Source organism: Celerinatantimonas sediminis, from assembly GCF_046054195.1.
Classification (GTDB): domain Bacteria; phylum Pseudomonadota; class Gammaproteobacteria; order Enterobacterales; family Celerinatantimonadaceae; genus Celerinatantimonas.
This window is the reverse complement of the sequence record NZ_JBEQCS010000016.1, coordinates 21,745-43,207: the sequence shown is the minus strand read 5'-3', so window position 1 is coordinate 43,207 and position 21,463 is coordinate 21,745. Positions and strand designations below refer to the sequence as shown.

The 21,463-nt window shown below is 41.5% G+C and carries 20 protein-coding genes and 3 tRNA genes; 12 read left to right on the top strand and 11 right to left on the bottom strand.

What is annotated here, in order from left to right; all coding sequences use genetic code 11:
- Nucleotides 1-66: 66 nt before the first annotated feature.
- The 5 genes from ABTQ23_RS16200 to ABTQ23_RS16180 form a co-directional block, all read right to left on the bottom strand.
- Nucleotides 67-621: a hypothetical protein gene (locus tag ABTQ23_RS16200; protein WP_408616787.1), complete on the bottom strand. Its 555-nt coding sequence runs from the start codon at nucleotides 619-621 to the stop codon at nucleotides 67-69.
- A gap of 520 nt (nucleotides 622-1,141) precedes the next feature.
- Nucleotides 1,142-1,477: a hypothetical protein gene (locus tag ABTQ23_RS16195; RefSeq protein WP_408616786.1), complete on the bottom strand. Its 336-nt coding sequence runs from the start codon at nucleotides 1,475-1,477 to the stop codon at nucleotides 1,142-1,144.
- Between the two features lie 41 nt (nucleotides 1,478-1,518).
- On the bottom strand, nucleotides 1,519-1,764 hold the full coding sequence (locus ABTQ23_RS16190; RefSeq protein ID WP_408616849.1) for a hypothetical protein: 246 nt from the start codon (nucleotides 1,762-1,764) through the stop codon (nucleotides 1,519-1,521).
- Between the two features lie 55 nt (nucleotides 1,765-1,819).
- Nucleotides 1,820-2,506, bottom strand: coding sequence for a DUF4336 domain-containing protein (locus ABTQ23_RS16185; RefSeq protein ID WP_408616848.1), 687 nt, complete (start codon nucleotides 2,504-2,506; stop codon nucleotides 1,820-1,822).
- A 307-nt stretch (nucleotides 2,507-2,813) separates the two neighbouring features.
- Nucleotides 2,814-4,847 carry a methyl-accepting chemotaxis protein gene (locus ABTQ23_RS16180; RefSeq protein ID WP_408616785.1) on the bottom strand — a complete coding sequence of 678 codons (2,034 nt, stop codon included), beginning with the start codon at nucleotides 4,845-4,847 and terminating at the stop codon, nucleotides 2,814-2,816.
- A 191-nt stretch (nucleotides 4,848-5,038) separates the two neighbouring features.
- Here ABTQ23_RS16180 and gloA point away from each other — a divergent pair, with 191 nt between their 5' ends.
- A complete protein-coding gene (gloA, locus tag ABTQ23_RS16175; protein ID WP_408616784.1) occupies nucleotides 5,039-5,446 on the top strand; it encodes a lactoylglutathione lyase in 408 nt (135 codons plus the stop codon).
- 35 nt (nucleotides 5,447-5,481) lie between these two features.
- Here gloA and ABTQ23_RS16170 read toward each other — a convergent pair whose 3' ends face one another.
- Nucleotides 5,482-6,357, bottom strand: a complete 876-nt coding sequence (locus tag ABTQ23_RS16170; protein ID WP_408616783.1) for a flagellar protein MotY — start codon at nucleotides 6,355-6,357, stop codon at nucleotides 5,482-5,484.
- Nucleotides 6,358-6,475: 118 nt separating this feature from the next.
- On the opposite strand from ABTQ23_RS16170, the gene rnt reads away from it, so the two are divergent.
- The 4 genes from rnt (at nucleotide 6,476) to ABTQ23_RS16150 (ending at nucleotide 11,407) form a co-directional block, all read left to right on the top strand.
- Nucleotides 6,476-7,120, top strand: a complete 645-nt coding sequence (gene rnt / locus ABTQ23_RS16165; RefSeq protein WP_408616782.1) for a ribonuclease T — start codon at nucleotides 6,476-6,478, stop codon at nucleotides 7,118-7,120.
- Between the two features lie 51 nt (nucleotides 7,121-7,171).
- Complete coding sequence (locus ABTQ23_RS16160) at nucleotides 7,172-8,923, top strand: AAA family ATPase (RefSeq protein WP_408616781.1); 1,752 nt, start codon at nucleotides 7,172-7,174, stop codon at nucleotides 8,921-8,923.
- A 63-nt stretch (nucleotides 8,924-8,986) separates the two neighbouring features.
- Complete coding sequence (fabA, locus tag ABTQ23_RS16155) at nucleotides 8,987-9,529, top strand: 3-hydroxyacyl-[acyl-carrier-protein] dehydratase FabA (RefSeq protein WP_408616780.1); 543 nt, start codon at nucleotides 8,987-8,989, stop codon at nucleotides 9,527-9,529.
- Nucleotides 9,530-9,700: 171 nt separating this feature from the next.
- Nucleotides 9,701-11,407, top strand: coding sequence for a family 43 glycosylhydrolase (locus ABTQ23_RS16150; RefSeq protein WP_408616779.1), 1,707 nt, complete (start codon nucleotides 9,701-9,703; stop codon nucleotides 11,405-11,407).
- A gap of 71 nt (nucleotides 11,408-11,478) precedes the next feature.
- On the opposite strand, the gene rmf is transcribed toward ABTQ23_RS16150, so the two are convergent.
- The 4 genes from rmf to rlmKL form a co-directional block, all read right to left on the bottom strand.
- Nucleotides 11,479-11,655 (bottom strand): ribosome modulation factor, encoded by a 177-nt coding sequence (gene rmf / locus ABTQ23_RS16145; protein ID WP_408616778.1) that lies wholly within the window; start codon nucleotides 11,653-11,655, stop codon nucleotides 11,479-11,481.
- Nucleotides 11,656-11,798: 143 nt separating this feature from the next.
- A complete protein-coding gene (locus tag ABTQ23_RS16140; protein WP_408616777.1) occupies nucleotides 11,799-13,727 on the bottom strand; it encodes a DUF3466 family protein in 1,929 nt (642 codons plus the stop codon).
- A complete protein-coding gene (uup, locus tag ABTQ23_RS16135; RefSeq protein WP_408616847.1) occupies nucleotides 13,724-15,622 on the bottom strand; it encodes an ATP-binding cassette ATPase Uup in 1,899 nt (632 codons plus the stop codon). The genes ABTQ23_RS16140 and uup overlap by 4 nt, the downstream gene beginning before the upstream one ends.
- Nucleotides 15,623-15,703: 81 nt before the next feature.
- Nucleotides 15,704-17,821, bottom strand: a complete 2,118-nt coding sequence (gene rlmKL / locus ABTQ23_RS16130) for a bifunctional 23S rRNA (guanine(2069)-N(7))-methyltransferase RlmK/23S rRNA (guanine(2445)-N(2))-methyltransferase RlmL (RefSeq protein WP_408616776.1) — start codon at nucleotides 17,819-17,821, stop codon at nucleotides 15,704-15,706.
- Between the two features lie 162 nt (nucleotides 17,822-17,983).
- Here rlmKL and ABTQ23_RS16125 point away from each other — a divergent pair.
- From ABTQ23_RS16125 to ABTQ23_RS16100, 6 genes are all read left to right on the top strand, one after another.
- A tRNA-Met gene (locus ABTQ23_RS16125) sits at nucleotides 17,984-18,060 on the top strand.
- A gap of 20 nt (nucleotides 18,061-18,080) precedes the next feature.
- Nucleotides 18,081-18,157 (top strand) — tRNA-Met (locus tag ABTQ23_RS16120).
- Between the two features lie 15 nt (nucleotides 18,158-18,172).
- Nucleotides 18,173-18,249, top strand: a tRNA-Met gene (locus tag ABTQ23_RS16115).
- A gap of 104 nt (nucleotides 18,250-18,353) precedes the next feature.
- Nucleotides 18,354-18,983 carry an MBL fold metallo-hydrolase gene (locus ABTQ23_RS16110; protein WP_408616775.1) on the top strand — a complete coding sequence of 210 codons (630 nt, stop codon included), beginning with the start codon at nucleotides 18,354-18,356 and terminating at the stop codon, nucleotides 18,981-18,983.
- A 251-nt stretch (nucleotides 18,984-19,234) separates the two neighbouring features.
- The gene (locus ABTQ23_RS16105) at nucleotides 19,235-19,657 is read left to right on the top strand and encodes a hypothetical protein (RefSeq protein ID WP_408616774.1); all 423 of its coding nucleotides are present in this window, start codon (nucleotides 19,235-19,237) and stop codon (nucleotides 19,655-19,657) included.
- Between the two features lie 227 nt (nucleotides 19,658-19,884).
- Nucleotides 19,885-20,364, top strand: coding sequence for a peptide-methionine (S)-S-oxide reductase (locus ABTQ23_RS16100; protein WP_408616773.1), 480 nt, complete (start codon nucleotides 19,885-19,887; stop codon nucleotides 20,362-20,364).
- A gap of 47 nt (nucleotides 20,365-20,411) precedes the next feature.
- Here ABTQ23_RS16100 and ABTQ23_RS16095 read toward each other — a convergent pair whose 3' ends face one another.
- Nucleotides 20,412-20,672 carry a hypothetical protein gene (locus tag ABTQ23_RS16095; RefSeq protein WP_408616772.1) on the bottom strand — a complete coding sequence of 87 codons (261 nt, stop codon included), beginning with the start codon at nucleotides 20,670-20,672 and terminating at the stop codon, nucleotides 20,412-20,414.
- Nucleotides 20,673-20,954: 282 nt separating this feature from the next.
- On the opposite strand from ABTQ23_RS16095, the gene ABTQ23_RS16090 reads away from it, so the two are divergent.
- The gene (locus ABTQ23_RS16090) at nucleotides 20,955-21,374 is read left to right on the top strand and encodes a hypothetical protein (RefSeq protein ID WP_408616771.1); all 420 of its coding nucleotides are present in this window, start codon (nucleotides 20,955-20,957) and stop codon (nucleotides 21,372-21,374) included.
- Nucleotides 21,375-21,463: the final 89 nt, after the last annotated feature.

Below are 21,463 nucleotides of genomic sequence, written 5' to 3'. Positions count from 1 at the left end.
GAAACGATTGATGATACGTTCTGCATCGTTTCTGTTAGAAACATGGGTCCATTAGTTGCAAAAACACTAAACGTTAGTTTTTGGCGTGCCATATAAACTACAATAAAAATCCCACCGGTTCACTTCGTCTTCCAGCCAAGGATAATCAGATTTTTTTTGCTTTTTGTTGTTAATAGAGCTGTTCGTCAAGTAATCACTCTCATCTTTAAATTGAGACTCCCAAAAAAATGACAGCTTCACATTCGATTCAAATGAATAGGAAGGCATATTTTTATAGTCATGCTCTTTTATCCACTCCGCCTGATATTTTCTAAATGGCGTTAATGGGAGATGGCTCTCAATCGAGTGAACCAGAAATAACGCTTCGCATTCTGAAAACACAACCAAATCTTCCCAAAAATTGAGCACATCAGGCATAGTGCGTGCTTTTATATCATCAACAGAAAAGTAGACTTTTTTTGTAACAGGGTTATAGATAAAACCACTCGAATTTTTAAATATAACGGGGCGATTCTTCTTTTTTTGCTCTTGCGGATGACTAGCGAGTTTTTCTTTTATACGATCCCAAACTGACTCGTCCTTACACAGAATGTATCCATCTGATTGTGAATAGACACCCATTTGCTCTTTCCTAAATCAAAACTCTTGCACATATAAGTCAATGATACCATTGCCAGAAAATAGTCTTTGCCAATGACTATGGCCATGAAATACTAAATTATTGCTTTTTCCAACACATTAAGCCTTAGTATTCAAGAGACGCCAATAGCAATGTATATATCGAAATTAATTTATCAAGCTGGATTGTAAATTGAAAGTTCGTGTTGTTTACTTCGCAAGAGATGAATGCAATATTTTGTTTTAATTCTATGGTTGCATCACAGTCATCCATCGTTGGTCCAAAATTTAAAAAAATGCGTCTGGATTAATATTACCTGAGATAATTTGCTCTAATTCCGAGCGCACGATGCGATAAACTGTGGCAGATAGAGAACATTATCTATTGGTGTAAGCAGCTGTTCTGCGTAATAAATATCAACTTCTTGGTAATCACCGTTACGTGAACTACCAATAACGAAATGAGGACTGTTTTTCTCACCAATCATTAATGACCTCTAGTGCCAGACTTTTTTAGTGTGTATCACACATCTTTTGATGGATTATTAAGCTGGTAGCCAAATTTAATCCCTTGCGGTAAAACTTTATAACTTTCATCTAAGTAAGAAACATACATTTTCTTTTTCTCTTTCACTGGATCCCAGCCTGAATCTAATGCAAATGATATTGCTTGAGCGATGAATTTGGGCGTAACCTCAAAATGCCAATTGTATGGGTCTATATATAAAATGCCACTCGTTGTACCAATTCGATGTACGCGAATATGAGTTGGATGAAATCCATCAATAGAATTTGCATCAAGTACCCAGCAGTACTCAATGTTATCAATAACTATTTTTCTTTTTACGGCTCTACTCATTGTCTCTAGAGGTTATTAACCTTTGGTGATTATTTGACTCTTTAGTAGCAAATAACTTCATGCAACACGTGTTGCCCCATTGTTTTTGTGACTAACTCATTTAGCTCGCCAGCTAAAAAATCAGACCAAGATGTGTTTATTGCACCTGAAGAGTGAGCAAATCGACCACAAGCACACCAAACTTTTTGGTCATCAGAGATGTATACGCCATATAATTCCCCATCAGGGATATCATTCAGCCACTCTTTAAGTTTTTTCGGTGCCTCATGCTTACGACTATTGGACATCACTTAAAATTAACCCAAATAAGTAAAAGGGAAATATCTCTATCTGATATGACTCTTAAATTAACCATTTAAATGATTGAGATAGAAACTTATCGGTATTTTCCGTCACAATCTCTCCATGTGCTATAACTAATATTTTCGTGTCCCAGGCTAACATTCTAACAGCATGTTTACGAGCTTGCGTTTTATGAAATACAAAACTTAGACGCCAATCCAAAGGAGCTTTCCCATTGGGAGCAAGAATGCCAATACTTTTAGCGATAACTCGTTGCCAAAAGTTAAAATTTTTTCCAGAAAAATTTTCAACTAAGTCAGTAACAATAAGTGTTTTCGAAGTTTTATGAAAAAATACACACTCTTGCATTAATACAGATCCTGAAAATAGCTCCTGCGCTATGTCAGAACTCCAATCCCAAATATTTTCCTCATTGAGAACACCGGTAAAAGAAATATCAGAGCGTTTTTTTATCACTTCACGTGTACCATATACTTCAGCATTCGGATACGCTTTAATCCAATCAGATAGAAACAAATGATGTAAATGGTTTGGAGCAATTAGATATTGCACTTCCCCTATGTTTTTCAGCGCCATTTGTATTGAGTGTGTTAATTTAACGGGACTATGCACCCACACCTTTGAGCAGTTAAGCTTTATTACGGTCATTCGAGTAGAATATGGAAGGCCTAAAAATGAAACAGTATCGCCATCAAATATCCATATGTTATGTGCTAATTTTTTCATTTTCATCTAAATCACATAACCTGTTTTGCTAGGATGCAGGACAGACTAACTTTCTAAATTGAATCGTTTTGCTGAATTTATGACAAGTTAAAATTATCCTCGCCCAGCTTGAGTGCTCTCTTATTTAAAACTCACGACGAACTTTAAATTTATATCCTGGATCATTATTACCCAACTCAATTTCCATTTTTCTTCTTCATAAGGAATAGAAACTCAATTAATAACTGAAGAAACGGAGCTAAGAGTCACGCAGAATCATCTTAAAAAACCCAGCCATTTATATTTGGCCGGGCTTTTAGTTGAACGACTACACTTTAAAACTGCCGACATTACTATTTAATTTACGAAATAGCTCCTGAATCTGCTCAGAGTGAGAACTCACCATATTTGAGACTTCCTCTACACCATCGGTTTGCTCTTTCAATTCTAACAGGTTATGCATAATCGATTGCGAAACAGTCGATTGCTCTGAAGCGCCTTGCGCAGTTTGCTGAACCATCTCTTGTACGTGCTGGAATGAGCCAGACAAGGTATTAAATATTTGAGAAACCTCATTAAATGTCGCTATCGCGCCATCAGCATTTTTACGACATCCCTGAATCGAATTAGAAGAGGCCGTTACATTGTTTTTAAGTTGATCGATAATTGTTTCAATCTCATTGGTACTATCTTGAGTGCGAGTCGCTAACGTGCGTACTTCATCTGCAACCACAGCAAAACCACGCCCCTGCTCTCCAGCTCGAGCCGCTTCAATCGCCGCATTTAGCGCCAGCAAATTGGTTTGTTCAGCAATCGTTCTTATCACCTCTAACACGGAACTAATTGCTGAAGAACTTTGTTCGAGTTCACTTGAGCGGGTCAGTGTTTTCTCAATATCATCCGATAAGCTTTCAATCGCTCTGCTCGCCGAGACAACCGCTTCTTGCCCCTGTTTAGAAACAGCCATAGAGTGATCAACCTCTTCGGCTGAGGTTCTCGCTGTCTCTTCCATCTGTTGATTTGACATCGTCATTTCGTTGGCGGCGCTGACAATATATTCAGATGTTTTAACTAGCGAATGAGTAATATTTTTCGCTTTATCTGAGACATTACCCAGCGAGTCGGTCATTCCCCCGAGTGCATTCGATTGATTGCTGACGCTCCTGATGATCACACGTAATCGCTCGACAAAATCATCAAACTGATGGGCTAATGAGCCGAGCTCATCTTTAGCATTGGAATTAATTCGCTGAGTCAAATCACCATCGCCTTCAGCAATTTCTTTAATTCGGCGTGTGACGTTTTCAATATCGTTGGTCAATTTACGAGGGACATAAAAACCAAAGGCTAAAGCCACGATAAAGGCAACGACCATGACAACCAAAGCGACATGTTGTAGTTCAGCCATATGCGAAAGCATCTGTTTTTCGGCATCGCGAGCATGTTTTCGCACCGCATCACCTGCTTGGTCCAGCAGTTCACGGATAGCGCCAAATTTCTGATCTGCAACTTTAAACGACTCGGGTAACTCTCGGCGCTGCTTAGCAAGCGGTGAGCCCAAGAGCTGTTGGCTTTGCTGGTACCACTCGTTAAATAACATATCAAAATTACTGTAATTAGCGGTTAACTCTGGTTCTGACGCTAGGTGGCTACGATAGCTATTAAAACGAGCAATGACCTGCTGTGCATTTTCATCAAATGTTTTTAGGTTTTGAGCAAAATCTCCGACACCATTGATAATTTGTTGCTGAGCAAGACGCGCTTGATAAATATCACGGTCTGCATTGAGCACCTCGGTAACCGCTTCAACATAGCGCTCGATATCATTCACCGAAACATTTGATTTAGTTTCAGCAGCGCGAGTATGGGTTCGCAATTTTTCGCCAGCGACATCCAACATTGAGCGAATCTTTAAGAATTTTTCATCAAGGGCTGCAAACTTATTAGCTAATTCATTACTGCTAGTAAAGCCAGTCATTACACTGTGACTTGCGTCCAGCCACTGTTTATAGCGTTCATCAAACGACGCGAATGGAGCCAATAACTTTGGGTCTGACGATAAGTACTGGCGATACTTTTGAAATCTATCCAATACTTGCTGTGCGTTACTATCAAAATCTTCACGCAATTTATCTGAGATATTATTGGTTAGCATTTGTTCTTGTGCTAAACGAGCTTGATAAAGATCCCTATCAGCATTGAGTACCACAGATATCGCCTCAAAGTAATTCTCACTTTGATGGATCATGGCCTTTTTTTGCTCGGAGTTCATATACAGCATCAAAATCGACAATCCGGCAAGAATTGCTGCCAACAATAAGATGGGCAACATCATTTTTATTCGAATTGAATGGAAGTTCATTGGCGTCCTATCCTCGATTGAAGAGCATTATTGAGTCTAGGAAAAGGTTGGCAAAGCAGCAAATTAGTTGAGTTTTTTATTTTTCAATATCCGCAACTACTATAGAGTTCTTTAAACTGAACTCGCCAAAGCCTAGGATAATTCGTTATCATACAACTAACTTTTTATTCACTGACGATTTGAGGTCGATAATGCGAATTTTACATACCATGCTACGAGTTGGCGATCTGCAACGTTCAATTGATTTTTACACTAATGTGATGGATATGCAGTTACTTCGTCAAAGCGAAAATACTGAATATAAATACAATCTTGCCTTTGTTGGGTATGGACCAGAGAGCGAAGAAGCAGTGATTGAGTTGACTTATAATTGGGGTAAAGAAAGTTATGACCTCGGTGAAGGTTATGGCCATATTGCTATCGAAGTTGACGATATCAATGCCACCTGCGATAAAATTCGCGCCAAGGGCGGGATCATTTCGCGTGAACCAGGCCCAGTCAAAGGCGGTACAACCGTCATTGCATTTGTTAAAGACCCTGATAATTACTCAATCGAGCTGATTGAGAAAAAAGGCGCTGGCAAAGGTTTAGCTGGCTAACTGCATAAAGTATAAATGGCTAAGCACATGGATGCTTAGCCATTTTCTTTACCTAAAGAGATAACTACACGACGGTTTTTCTCGCGCCCTAGTAATGTCTTATTCGAGGCAATAAAGCGTTTTTCGCCATAGCCTGTGACCTCAACTTTACTGGCATCAACGCCTTGTGAGACAAAGAATTGTTTAACACTCTGAGCTCGTTTCTCTGATAGTTTTTGGTTCGGATAGCGTCCGCCGTAACTGTCGGTATACCCGTTAATCTCAATCATATCGATCTTCGGATCATACTTAACGTAATTGCCTACCATCGTCAGTTTCTGCTTCGACTCTTTAGTGAGTTGGTCACTATTTTGTTGATAGTTCAAAACAGTAAACGCAATATCATTAAATGAATATGGAAGCAGCCGACTTACGCATTGCATAAATTGATCATAGTGGCTTTTAAAGTTGATTGAAGACAATCCAACCGCAGTTGCTTCACCGCCAGAATACCAATCGTTGAAATAAAAGGTCGGGAAATTTCCACTGTCGAGTTCCGAGAGCATCTGCCAAACCGGTTGATTTTCTAAACGCCCATCAAATTGCTGATAAAAGTTCAGCGTCGCAACCGTTTGAGCCGAACGTCCCGGTCGCCACGGCGGTGGAACACTACGCAACAGTACTTGATGAGTCTGAGCCGTGATCCGTCGCATATCCAGCGAAAAATCCATATTAATATGGCGGTTGGCTTTACTCACAAAATGAGCGACCCCAAATGATGGGATCACATGGTCTAATTGGCAAACCAGCGGCGTGGACTCGGAGACCACCCACGTGGAATCATCCATTGTTGCTTGAAACAAACGCAATCCACTGCTGGCATGGACTAACGTCGTCAAGAAAACCCCGCAAAATATAACTCGTCGCTTCATACTGCCTCACAATATCCTACAGGCTGGTATCGGCATGGATTTAAAATACTTTAATCGGATTCGCACTTAACGCCACCATCTGTAATAATAGCGGGATGATTCATTGATAACAGCTTTTATGACAGATAATACCGATTCATTTCTTGCTAACCGTTTTCGTGGTTACTACCCAGTTGTTATCGACGTCGAAACCGCAGGCTTTAATGCTAAAACCGATGCTTTGTTAGAAATTGCAGCAGCGCTTATCGATGTCGATAGTGAGAATCGGCTCATTATCGGACAAACTCTGCACTTTAACGTTCACCCATTTGAAGGGGCAAATTTAGAGCAAAGTGCGCTGGAGTTTACCGGTATTGACCCCTACAATCCGCTTCGCATGGCCGTTGACGAAGGCGAAGCGTTAAAATCGATTTTTAAAGAAGTCCGACGCAAATTGAAATTATATGGATGTAATCGCTCCGTTATGGTTGCACACAACTCAGCTTTTGATATGGGCTTTGTTAATGCAGCAGTAGAGCGCGCTAATATTAAGCGTAACCCTTTTCATCCATTCGTAAGTTTCGATACCACAACGTTAAGCGCACTCAGTTTAGGCCAAACTGTATTAGCTAAAGCGTGTAAAACAGCTGGGATTGAATTTGATCAAAAAGAAGCACATAGTGCGCTCTACGATACAACTAAAACAGCCGAACTATTCTGTTATATAGTCAACCGCTGGCAGTTGTTGGGTGGGTGGCCACTTGAACAAGAAACCACAAATTAATTTAATCCATCTATATACTCTAAATATTTTCGTTTTTTGAGGCATCATCTATTGACCGTTTCTGCTATTGAAGCTCGCTCGCTACAAGCTCAATTTGATTTACCGCAGCCATTAGCTCAAATTAACTGCCCCTTTGCCCAACTTCAACCCGGCTTTAAACGTGCACTGAATTACTTTTCTGCGCAAAAAAATGCTCGATTAATGTTGGTGCAAACCCCTGAATTTATTAACTTGGGCGAGTGGACTCAATCACTTTATCAACCTCATGCTAAGACTCCTCTGGCAATTGATATAAAAGATTCAGCCAAGCGCATCGAGCATGCAGAGACGAAAAAGAGCGAGCAGATATTGCTCAACAGTTCTTCAAACAGTGAATTAGTGATTGCCCAGAACCTGAGCTGGCAAAATCTGTTTGGGCTTTATCCAAGTGAGCTCAAAGATGGCTCTTTGAAAATGGATTTAAATCGCTATAAAAGCGGTCTTTTATGGCGTGCAGATCAAGGGATTTTAGCGGTTCCTGCAGAAGAGTTAATTTCTCAGCGCAATTTATGGCATGCCCTTAATGCCATAGTGGAACAACAACTATTTGACTGGCAAGAACTTCAGCATTGGCCTGCACATGTCGATTTATGCCCAACGCCAATTCATTTAAAACTATTAATTTGGGGCGACTGCGAAATTCTCGATCAACTGCTGAATGAATATCCTCGGTTATGGGACAACACATCCGTTCGCTGCGAATTAGCCGAAGATATCGATGCCAGTTCAGAACATTGTCAAGCCTGGTTAAGCGCGCTCTTTAACCAAGCCCAGATACCAATGCCAGATGATATTGAGTTGTGCACTTGGCTCTTACGCCAAAGCAGCCGTGAATGTGAGCACCAGTGTTATCTTGCTCAGGATTTTTCGCAGCTTGCACACCTTTTACAATATGCCCAAAGCTTAGAAAATGGTCTTACTCTGGAAAACCTAAAAGAGGCTTATCAGCAACTCAACCAGAGTTGTAATGGCGAGCAACGCTGGTCGCTGCGCAGTTATCGAGATGGGCATATCAAGCTATCGCTAAGCGGTAAAACCATCGGTCAAATCAACGGGTTATCAGTTTTGGAAAGCCCAGGCATTAGCCGCTCTTTTGGCGAGCCGCTGCGGATCACCGCAACAGTTCAGCCCGGTGATGGTGATTTAAGCGACGTTGAACGCAAAGCAGAACTAGCCGGGAATATCCATGCAAAATCAATGATGATTATTCAGGGATATTTAACTCGACAATTTGCCCGCGATAGCCAATTCCCAGTCTCGGGAACAATCGTTTTTGAGCAGTCGTATCATGAAATTGACGGCGATAGTGCATCGCTTGCAAGTCTCATGGTGGTGTTATCGGCGCTTTCTAATCAACCAATTAACCAGTCATTTGCTACCACGGGGGCCGTGGATCAAATGGGTAATGTTTTGGCCGTCGGCGGCGTTAACGAAAAAATTGAAGGTTTTTATCAGGTCTGTCAGTTAGTTGACCCGGATAATCGCCACTTTGTTATTCTACCGGCCGCTAACCTAACGCAGCTTAATTTAACCGATGAATTAGTCGAAGCGGTCAAAACACAGAAGCTGACTCTTTATCCAGTTGAACATGTTAATCAAGCAATCGAGCTTTTGTTTGATCAAAATGCGGGCTCTGCTCGCTCAGAAAAAGGTATTTTAGGCACGGTTGAACAACGCTCACGCGCAATGGCAGATATAGAAAATCACCATCATCGCGGAATATTATCCTTGCTTTTACAACGTTTTTTAAAAAAAGCGCTCTAAGCGGTTGTCTAGCCCTTGCTGGTCAGCTAAAGTACATGCAATTTTTTTAATGAAAAGAGAATTATGTCGCAACAACCTAAATCACAAAAAGAGCTCGGCAAACATAGTTTTACCCGGGACGAATTATTAGCCTGTAGTCGCGGTGAATTATTTGGCGAAGGGAATAGTCAGCTCCCTGCCCCAAATATGCTGATGATGGATAGAATTGTCCATATCAGTGATGAAGGCGGTCTGCACGGCAAAGGTGAAATTGTCGCCGAATTAGATATCAACGCTGATTTATGGTTCTTTGGTTGCCATTTCCCGGGCGATCCTGTTATGCCTGGTTGTTTGGGACTTGATGCAATGTGGCAGCTCGTTGGCTTTTTCTTAGGTTGGCAAGGCGGTCCAGGTAAGGGGCGTGCATTAGGTGTTGGTGAAGTGAAATTTACCGGTCAGATCCTGCCAACAGCTAAAAAAGTGACCTACCAGATCGATTTTAAACGTGTCATTAACCGTCGTCTGGTGATGGGCATTGCAGATGGTCGAGTGAAAGTCGATGGCAAAGAGATTTATCTGGCTAAAGATTTAAAAGTTGGCCTTTTTAAAGATACGAGCTCTTTCTAGTCGATTCTCTTTATTTAAATTATGAAAGCCCGGCATTGTCGGGTTTTTTGTTTCTTATTTTCCAAATCATTATTTATTCTTTTATCATTAACAAACGCTATGACGATCACTATTTTTGAGTTTTTTGTCAATTAAATTGAATAGACCCCCATCGCATAGCAAGGATTGTTAATGATGAACCATCTATTCAAGCGTTTTGTTATTATATTTAGCCTCGCTCTATTGCTCTCACCGCTGTCTTATGCGGCTAAAACTCTTACTAACCCCATCTATGAAAACGGTGCTGACCCGTGGGTTGAGTACTATGACGGCAACTACTATGCCGCAACCACCACTTGGAGCTCGCAGTTATTAATGCGTAAATCGGCAACACTTGCAGGACTTGCCGATGCAAAACCTGTCACTGTATGGTCAGAAACAGATAGTAGCCGCTGTTGTAATTTTTGGGCTTTTGAATTTCACCGTCTGAAAGGTCCCAATGGTTGGCGTTGGTACATGATGTTTACCTCTGGTGTTAGCGCAAACTACGATCATCAACATCTCTCTGTTTTAGAAAGCGTTGGTGATGACCCAATGGGCCCTTATCAGTACAAGGGGTCAATGATGCCAGATAGCTGGAATATCGACGGCAGCTATCTGTCTTATCACGGTAAACTTTACCTTTTATACTCCCAATGGGTAGATGATGAGCAACGTGATTTTATTGCTCAGATGTCGAATCCTTGGACCCTTAGTAGCGCCGCATCGCTGCTTACTCGCCCTGCTCTACCTTGGGAACGGGTCGGTATGAATGTGAACGAGGGCCCTGAAGCTCTAGTCCATAATGGCAGAGTATTTATCACTTATTCAGCCAGTTACTGTGAAACCCCTGATTACAAATTGGGGTTATTAGAGCTAACGGGGAAAAATCCCCTGAATCCTGATGATTGGACTAAATATCCGGATCCGGTCTTTACCAAAGCTAATGGTGTGTATGGGCCCGGACATAATGGCTTTTTTAAATCTCCAGATGGCAGTCAATATTGGCTGACTTATCATGGTAATGCCAGTGCTGATGATGGCTGTTCAACCAAACGTGCACTTCGCGCTCAGCCATTTACCTTTGCCAGCAATGGCCTACCGGTATTTGGTCAACCGGTTGCAAGTGGCAGTGCAATTGCGGTCCCTTCTGGTGAAAATGGGCCAATGAAAATTCATCCCACTGGAGTCAGCGTTACATTAACTATCGCTGATAATCAAAAAACAACGCTTCAAGGAACATTGGACCCACTTCCTAATAATCTTTACCGCTTGGTCAATCAAGCTGGCTTAACCTTAACCAATACACAATGTGGTCATGGACTCTGGCAACAATGGCAAAATACCAATTGCCAGCGCTGGCAATTAAGTGCCAACAGCGACGGGAGTTATCAACTAATCAATGCCCAAACTCAAACACCACTTACGAGCAAATGTGCTCAGAAACAGTGTCAAAATTGGCAACTTAGCTTTACTACCCCTATTGCTATCGTCAATGGAGATAGCGGCCGATTAATCACTTATAGTGATGGAGCACTGATTCAGCAAGCATGGGATAACCTTAAAAGTCAAAAATGGATCGTTAAATCGCTCAAAAGTGGTGCTATGAAAATAGAAAATGGTGCAACAGGTCAATGCCTGACATACACCAACAGCCGTTTTTATCTGAGTCGATGCAACAAAAACGCAAACCAGTGGCAGCTTATTACAAGTACCAAAGGTGGATTTGCAATAAAAAATATCACCGATGATAAACTCTTGACTCAAGCTGATTGCAGTTTGGGAGATGGCGAAGCAATTACACTGGAGACTTCACTCGATTCACTTTGTCAGCGATTTTATCTGCGAAATATTAAATAGTAGAACCAAAAAAGCCCGGGATAATTCCGGGCTTTCAGGCAAAGCTTGTTTAAACTATCGTCGTTGTCCTGCTAAAGTAACAGTGCACCGCCACTTTGCTCTTCAGACGCATCACGCCATCCTCCAAACCAATACCCTCGGGTGTCAGCCTGCATATACGGGCACGCTTCTTTTGAGCGCCCAGCCAACCCTGCCTGATAACCTTTTGCCCGAGCTCGTTCTAAACGATCACGTTTTTGTCTTTTCATAGAGCAACCCTCTTCAGTGGTAGTTCAAAAAAACAGGAAGGGATTTTCATCGCCTTCCTGTCTAATATCGCTAACCTTGATGGTTACGTCAAAGAGCAAATTGTAAAGATTAGACTAACTATTTGATCTATTAATGAACAAGCCTAACTTTTTGACTGTTTTGTGAACAATCTCACAAAAATAACCGGTATTAACAACAATGTTAACCAAATACTATCCGCACCTTGGCGGCTATATTTACCTGTATCCGCCTCATATGAAGGGCATGATGACAGCTCACTGTTAACTGGCAGATTCTTATCATCACTGTGAATTAATTGCAATACAACAGGAGTACCATCATAGCCATCGATAATATTTTGTTTTGACGAGAATTTCGTACCTGACGCGAGTACATAAATACCCTTATCAGTGACACTTACAGAGCGAACATTAGTAATCCGATAGTATGGCCGTTTTGCTGTGCCATCTTCCGTATAACAGGTAAGGCTCGCCAGTGACCAAACGTAATCATCAACATTACTGGTATCTGCCATATAATCGGGGACATCAAACAAGAACGCCTGCTGGCGACGAGTCACGCCATTATATGAGGTTTGCGTTTGACTTGATGCATCCTGACGCCCAACAGCAATCCCAGTATCATGGTCGATGGCGATAATTTCATTATTTGCCCCTGTAAACTGATGGTTCTTAAGCGGCCATTGAACCGTTCCAGCTCCGCTTGTTGGAACCCCATCCGTAACATTAGTCAATTTGCTAATAAACATATTAACGGCTTGGTTATGCTCAGAGCTTGCTTTATCAGTTGTGTAGCGCTCATTACCAATCACATAGACGCTAGAGTCAATGGGGTTAGTGATACCAACTGCCCATTGGTCCCGAATATCATCATCATCATTATTAGTGATTAATCCTGTTCCGCTTAGTTGGTACCGAGTAATCGAACTTCCATCAGTGGTATAAACTGCTGAAGCCCCAAATGAATAGATATTACTATCATTATCATCATATGTGCTATAGCCAGCTAAAGCTCCATAACTGTTTGCATCAAGAGCTGCTGCTGTATATGGAACATTATCTTCGCTATCTAACCAATCACTACCAACAGCTGTCGGTTCGATAGAATCTTCATTAGAAGAAAAGGATACGCTGCCTAATGACCAAACAGCAGCGTTAGTACGAATACCTGGGCACGATTGATAATAACTACTTCCATCGCTATCACCATCTTCATAGCATCGTTCAAAGTTATTTGAACTAGCCGCTGCCGTACTGCTCATTCCTGCTACATATAAAGTATCGCCATATGTTAAAAACGTATAACCTGCAGATAATCCACCATTAGTGTCTGTATAACTAGGTGTCAGAGTAATTCGATAGGTGCCATCTAAACTTTCGACAAAGCCAGTTGGTAAAGTTTTACTGCCCGGAGCAAAATCATACCCAGTGACCCAATATTTGTTAGAAACCCCACCAATCTCCACCGTACTTGTGGTCATCCCAGTAATAACTGTGTCGTGGGTTTTGTCTTGATCACTATCCAATCCATAGAATCTAGAAAGAACAGTACTACTAGTCGACTCGGTATAAGGAAAAGAACTAGAGTTAGTCCAACTATAATCAGAGGAAAGTGACGTATCAGAGTCGCCACTTACCATCGCAAGAAAATAAGAAGAGTATGAGTCATCACCGTTATTAAAAGCATCTTTTATAGCTTCACGATAATCATAGAAACCATTATTAGCTGATGAACTATCATCCCCTTCCCAATCTAAATCACAGATATAAGTTGAATATTGGCAACCATACTGAAAAGTATATGGGCGGTTAATGTCATAGCTGCGAAACGGGGTGCGGATATATTGCGCATTGGCAGCAATGTGATCTCCGTCAGCACTCATCGCGGCACCTTTTAAATCTTGTTGAGCCCGAGATAAACTTGTATCACTGCCAACAGGTATTTCCTTGACGACATCAAAATAAGGCTCCACCGTTACATCTGCAAAACTATATCCAGTAGTTAATAGAGCCATTAGCGGTAAATAGCGCAGTAATTTTTTTAACTTCATTGCGTTTTTAATTCTTCCAATTCTTCCCAGCGGTTGAACAGTGTCTCCAGAGCGTCTTCAGCTTGTTTGAGCTGATCCAAAACCGGTTGGGTCATTTGCGCGTCCTGCGTAAAAAAATCCGGTTGGTTGACTTGTTCCTGAAGCATGGCTAACTCGTTTTCAACACGAGCAATATTTTCCGGCAGCTCTTCAAGCTCCCGTTGCAATTTGTACGATAATTTTTTTGAAGATGTCTGGCGAGATTTTTTCTCAGTGCTCTTAGTTGGTTTTTCTTCGATAACTTGAGCGACATCTCGTTGGCGACTGATCTGGCGCATTAAATCCTGATAACCACCAACGGCAGTTTGAATTTCGCCTTGACCTGCGAAAAACCAAACTTGGGTCGCCGTATTATCGATAAAAGCACGGTCATGACTGACAATAAACAGAGTTCCCTGATAATTGGCAATCAACTCTTCTAACAACTCCAACGTTTCGACATCTAAATCATTGGTTGGTTCATCAAGGACTAATAAATTCGTTGGCCGTAGAAACAACTTAGCCAATAACAGACGGTTTTTCTCCCCCCCAGAAAGCGCTTTAACTGGCGTAAAAGCACGTTTGGGCGGAAATAGAAAATCTTGCAAATATCCCATCACATGACGGCTTCGTCCGTTGACGGTCACTTCCTGCTTACCATCGGCCACATTGTCCATAACCGATTTTTCTTCATCTAGCGTTTGTCGATACTGATCAAAATAGGCAGATTGAAGCTTTGTCCCAACTCGAAGATGGCCTTGAGTTGGCTGCAGATCACCTAACAGTAATTTAAGTAGTGTTGATTTACCAACCCCATTAGGGCCAACCAGTGCAATTTTATCGCCGCGTTGCACTTGAAAGCTAAAATCATTAATGATGGTTTTATCGCCCCAAGAAAACCCAAGATTCTCAGCCTCAAAGACCAATTTGCCAGAACGAGCCCCTTCATCCAGTTGCATTTGTGAAACACCTTGGCGCTCAACTCGATCTTGGCGCTCCTGGCGCAATGCTTTTAATGCTCGAACCCGTCCTTCGTTACGAGTTCGCCGCGCTTTAATTCCTTGACGGATCCACGCTTCTTCCTCTGCCAATTTTTTATCAAACTGAGCATTTTTCTCTTCTTCGACCCGCAGCCACTCTGCTTTACCTTCGAGATACTGCAGATAATTTCCAGGCCAAGAAGTCAAAACACCGCGATCAATATCGACAATACGTGTCGCTAGACGCTGAATAAATGCTCGGTCATGGCTGATAAAGACAATAGTGCCAGAAAAATTAAGCAGAAAATCTTCAAGCCAGCTGATAGTGTCGATATCCAGATGGTTGGTTGGTTCATCTAGGAGCAATAAATCAGGCTGACAAGATAATGCCTTGGCTAAAGCGACTTTACGCAGCCAACCGCCCGATAATCCCTGAAGTGATTGTTCAGGATCAAGACCAAGCCATGAGATAGCACGGTTAATTTGATTATCAAAATTCCAACCATCGCGAGATTCAATTTGTTCTTGGAGTCGAGCCATTGCGTTTAACGTTTGCTCGCTTGAATCTGTGGCCGCTTTAAGGCTTATCTGACGAAAGTCCGAGAGCATCTGCCCGAGTTCTTCATTACCACTGGCGACATATTCATACACACTCATCGCTGTTGCGCTCGGTGGGTCTTGCTGCAATCTTGCAATTACGACACCATTGACGACCTGCCGATCGCCTGAGTCAAGCAGAACATCACCCGATAGAACTTTAAGTAAGGTACTTTTACCAGCACCATTGCGCCCGACCAAACAAACCCGCTCTTGGCGATGGATTTTTAGATCTGCATTATCTAAAAGTGGATGGTCGCCATATGCCAACATGGCATTTTGTAAACTTAATAACACGATTAATTCTTCTTTCGATGATAAGCAACAGCGCGTTTAACGCTATTGCTTTAAATGGATAACATTACATGTATCTATTGGCCATCATTGTGCCTTATCATGGCCAATTAACCAACATTGATGAATTACTTTATTACGCTGAAAATCTTCACTAAGCGAATCTTTGGAGATATTGGTCCAGGTAAAACCAGCTTGTTTAAGCGCATCTTCATCAAGCTTAAATTGCCGTTTATTATTGGAAAATATCAACGTGCCATCCTCACTTAAAAGTTTCATAGCATCGCTTAGCAACTGTACATGGTCACGCTGGACATCAAAGACATCTTCCATTTTTTTCGAGTTAGAAAATGTTGGAGGGTCCAAGAAAATCAGGTCATATTGACGATTATTCTGTTCACTTAGCCATTTTAAACAATCTGCTCGAATAAACTCATGATCAGAAATCGTCAGATGATTGAGACGAAAGTTATCTTTTGCCCAATTAAGATAAGTGTTGGACATATCAACGGTTGTAACTAATTTCGCTTTACCAAGGGCCGCTTGCACACTGGCTGTTCCGGTATAAGCAAATAGGTTCAGCACCCGTTTATCTTGACTATTTTGCGCTAAATAACGGCGCATATTACGGTGATCTAAAAATAAGCCAGTATCGAGATAATCCTGCAAGTTAACGTAGAATTTCGCCCCATATTCATTGACTACCAAGCGGTTACTCTGTGTATCCATCTTCTGATACTGATCACGCCCTTTCTGACGAGCACGCTGTTTTACAATCACTTTGTCCGCTTGTGCTAATCCCGCTTCAACAATGCCGCTAACAGCATCAAATAAACGTTGGCTGGCTTTTTTGGCATCTATCGATTTAGGCGCTCGGTACTCCTGAATCACCCAATAATCCTGATAACGATCAACGGCCATATTGTAATCAGGTAAGTCCGCATCATAGAGTCGATAGCATTCAAGCCCTTCGCGTTTAAGCCATTTGTTCAAACGTTTCTGATTCTTAGCCAATCGGTTGATAAAGTCCTGAGCATAACGTTGACCATCGCTTACAACTGGTGTTTTCGATAGTTGATATAACTTAAACGTACAATCAAGTGGACCATTGGAAAATTTATATTGCTTGTCTGAGCGCAAACGTAAATAGTCCAACAGCTCGACCGATGAAGACAACATTGCTACACGCCAGTTTGCAAATTCAGCTTTAAGCTGGCGTCCTAACGAGCTAAATAATCCCGTTAACGCCGGGACTTCATCTAAACGCTCACCATATGGCGGGTTTGAAAGCACTAAACCTGTTTGCGCTTCGGGCTCTGGATTGACTAGATTCTTCGCATCTTTTTGCTCGACCGTAATCCATTTTGCAAGGCCTGCATCTTGAATATTACGCCGAGCCATCTTCACCATTGCCGAGTCAATATCATACCCGTAAAGGTGACAATCTAATCGAGCTTTCCCCTGCTCTGCGCTTTCATTAACTTCATCTTTAAGCTTTTGCCAAACAACGCTGTCAAAGTCACTTAAGTTTGCTAACAGGTATTCGTTTCGAAAATAGCCTGGTGCAATATTGGCTTTGATGAGCAGCGCTTCTATAAGTAAAGTACCCGAGCCACACATGGGGTCAACCAGTGGCCCATTTTGCCAATCAGCTCTTGTAACCAATGCCGCAGCCAAGTTTTCTTTAAGTGGCGCGCTGCCTTGAACCTGACGATAACCACGCTGATTCAGTGGCGCACCGACTAAATCTAAATAAATAGCACCTTGATCGCGATGGATGTGTAATACAATGCGAATATCAGCATTCTGACGATCGACATTTGGCCGAGTACCCGCTTTAGTGTTAAAGCGATCCACGATCGCATCTTTAACTTTAAGCGCTCCAAACTGGCTATTATTAATGACTTGGTTTGTACCAGAACAATGCACGACGAATGTCTGTTCGGCACTAAACAGCTGCTCCCAGCCGATGTAATTAGCACCTAGATACAAATCCATGACATCATTAATGGCAAAACTAGAAAGCTGAAGCATCACCCGTGATGCATAACGGCTCCATAAACAAAACCGATAAGCCTGCTCTTGACTGGCTTTAAATTGCACGCCGGCACCGGTCACTTTTAGGTCGGTAATCCCCTGCGAGCGTAATTCTGATTCAACTAATGGCTCTAAACCTTTGGCGGCCGATGCAAAATACTCTGGCATATGCTCTTATCTACTTACATTAAAAATTGGCGCCTAGTATAGCTTGCTTTGGCTTTGAGACGTAGTATTTCACGAATTGATCGTAAATTAATCGGTTGAATCGAAATATTGGAATTCTTCTTGCTTTTAAAAAGCCGAACCCCTATCATGCGCAGCATCGGACGCGGGGTGGAGCAGTCTGGTAGCTCGTCGGGCTCATAACCCGAAGGTCGTTGGTTCAAATCCGGCCCCCGCAACCAATCCGATAATCTTATATTGTCGCGGGATGGAGCAGTCTGGTAGCTCGTCGGGCTCATAACCCGAAGGTCGTTGGTTCAAATCCAGCTCCCGCAACCAATTTAAGTCCCCTGTCGCGGGGTGGAGCAGTCTGGTAGCTCGTCGGGCTCATAACCCGAAGGTCGTTGGTTCAAATCCGGCCCCCGCAACCATTTTATCTCATACGTTCTCTCTTCTATTAAATAAGTCCTTATCATTTCAGCTATTGACGTGATTGCGTTACACTTAAATTATCTGTTGTTAATTAAGATTATTTATGGCTTATCAAATTATTCCCGTCACGCCGTTTGCACAAAATTGTTCATTAATATGGTGCGACCAAACCAATGAAGCAGCAATTGTCGACCCCGGAGGGGATGCTCAAACGATTATTGATGCAGTTGAACGTAAACGTCTTGAAATCAAATATGTCCTACTCACTCATGGCCACTTGGATCATGTGGGTGCCACCACAGAAATTGCTGAATACTTTAAAGCGCCGATTTTAGGGCCTCATATTGCCGATAAGTTCTGGCTCGATAGTTTAGAGCAGCAGTGCCAGATGTTTGGTTTTGGTCAAACAAAGCCGTTTACGCCTCAGCGCTGGCTTGATGCTGGAGAAGAGGTTCATATTGGCAAGCTGACATTAAGTGTCAAACACTGCCCAGGACACACACCAGGACACATCATATTTATTGACCATCAACACCGCCTCGCTTGGGTGGGTGATGTGTTATTTCATCATTCAATTGGTCGCACTGATTTTGCGCAAGGCAGTTACCCAGATTTAATTTCTTCGATTAAAACCAATCTGCTGAGCTTAGAAGATGAGTATGTGTTTATCCCTGGACATGGCCCTGAATCAACCATAGGTGAAGAACGAGCCCACAACCCATATATTCAATAAAACGGCCATCTCTAAACCATAGACGAGCCTACTAATAGATAGAGGCTCGTTTTACTAAAATCCACATTGTCTCAGCGCATAATTACGCAAAAAAATATAACTTTAGCTTATAAATTTAAGCAACAGCCTCAAATAATGAGCAGAATCTCTCATTTTAATCAAAATTCTTAATAGCTCTTGGCAAGCCAGTCTTTTGCAGGTCTTTGTTAGGCTACACTTAGCTTAACAATGGATTGGGCAGGAATCATACAATGATCTTATCCTTAGCAAACCAGCTAAGCTTTCAACAAAAGACCTACGTCCTGCTTTTGCCTTTTGTTGTGCTAAATCTTATTTATATCGAACAAACAAACGATACCAGTTTACAAGTTCTATTTATTGGCGGGCTAACAATCGCAATTATTGGGCTCAACCAGCCTAAGTTTCGCTATTGGCTTGCATATTTACTATATGGCTATGTGGCACTGCATAATGGTCATTCAACAGCGCTTACAATGCTTCATTTAGAGCTTTTCTTACTCCTGGCCCTACTTCTTTTATATAACGATTGGCTAATGGTTGCTCATAATCTATTTGCTGGATTTATTAATATTGTAGTTATTTTGGCATTTCTAACGGCAGGGACATGGCACGGATTTATGTCAAGCTCGCCGATGGCATTTGCGGGGCACTAATACAGCTCAACAACAGACTCGTACAACTGGCCCGCTTACTTCCCTATCATATTCTGGCACTGACTTTATTCCCATATCACTGCTCCCAAAATCAGCATATTCACTTAACCAATCGCTTTAATTACGCGATAGCAAATATACAAAAGCCTCAATGTGGTTGTTTTTTATAAATTAGTTAAATTATGATAGGATTTTACTTAACTAATCAAGAAATCTAGAGAAACAAAATGCAAGAGATCTACATCGCTGGTGGGTGCCTTTGGGGCGTTCAGGAGTTTGTTAAACATCTACCAGGAGTTGTCGAAACAGAAGCTGGCCGAGCCAATGGCCAATATAATAAAACCACCCAAGGCGAATATGATGGCTATGCAGAGTGTGTCAGAACAGTATTTGACCCGAATGTGCTCAGTATTTCAAAAATCATAGGCTACTTGTTTGAAATCATTGACCCTTATAGCATTAATAAGCAAGGTATTGACGAAGGACCAAAATACCGAACCGGTATCTATAGCCGCAACAGTGAACATTTAGCGCGAGCAAGAGATTATATTGATAGTCGCGATGACTCAGCAAAAATAGCAGTAGAAGTGTTGCCATTAAAAAATTACGTGCGCAGTGATGACGAACATCAAGACCGGTTGACCCTTCACCCTGATGACTATTGTCATATTCCTTTAGAGCTATTGAATAAATATAGAAATCGTTAATTTCGGGACAACTTGAACCGGCAGACAGTTATGTCTGTCGGTCAAAATTAGTATTCGAGCCGGATTACTTTTATTTCGTTCACATGGCCATTGGCACTACAATAAATATTAACCATGACAGGGTATTGTTTCTCATCAGTTGTAGCATTACAAAAGAACGCATAGTTCGTTCCATTACCACTTTGATGAGCAGCTTCTAACGGCTCATAGTGTACATTGCCTCCTTTCATTGAGCTTGCAAACACATTTAAATCTTCTCCTTGAACAGGCGAGAACAGACTCCACGCTTCACTCATTTTATGTGGCATATAATCTCTCTTATAGTACAGCTCAGATTGAGCGTTTGAATTATACTAAACACAAGTTTACGCTGCTGTTAGAAATGCGTTAAATACTTATAACAAACTAAAAAATATAATTTATTAACTCATTCGTACAAATTTAAGCAGCAAGTAACAACCTGCCTAACTTCACATTTTTAACAATTATTCGTCATAAAAATAGCCGAGCCTACCAAGTTAACATTTTTAAATTTGCTAATTGGATAAACTCATTTTTCATGGTTAATTAGCAACGGATTGTTAAATAATATGTTACTGAGCAGTGCTAATACTCTCTCGTTTGAGCAAAAAACATATGTCGTTATGTTTCCTTTGCTCATGCTCAGTGTAGCTAGTCTATACCCTACTGGTGTCGGAAGCTACCAAGGAACCATTGCGGCGTTAATTTCTGCATCGATTATTGTTCTTAATCACGCAAGGTTTAGAGTGTTATTGGTTTACCTGATGTATGGCTATGTTGCCCTGCACAGCCCCCAAGCCAACCCGATGGTCATGTTAGACATTGAACTTTTTATTTTGTTAGCATTATTAGTTCTTTATAAAGATTGGTTAATGGTGATGCACAATATATTAGCAGCGGCCATGAATCTGTTATTAGTCGTTGCCTATTTAAGTGCTGTGCATTGGCATCAATATGGAACGCCGTTCACTGTATCTATTGGTAATTAATTAAATTTATATTTTTTATATAGCTAGCAAGTTAACTCTTTAAAGTTAAAATAATATATTATTTCACCGTGGCTTATCTTTGCTAATCC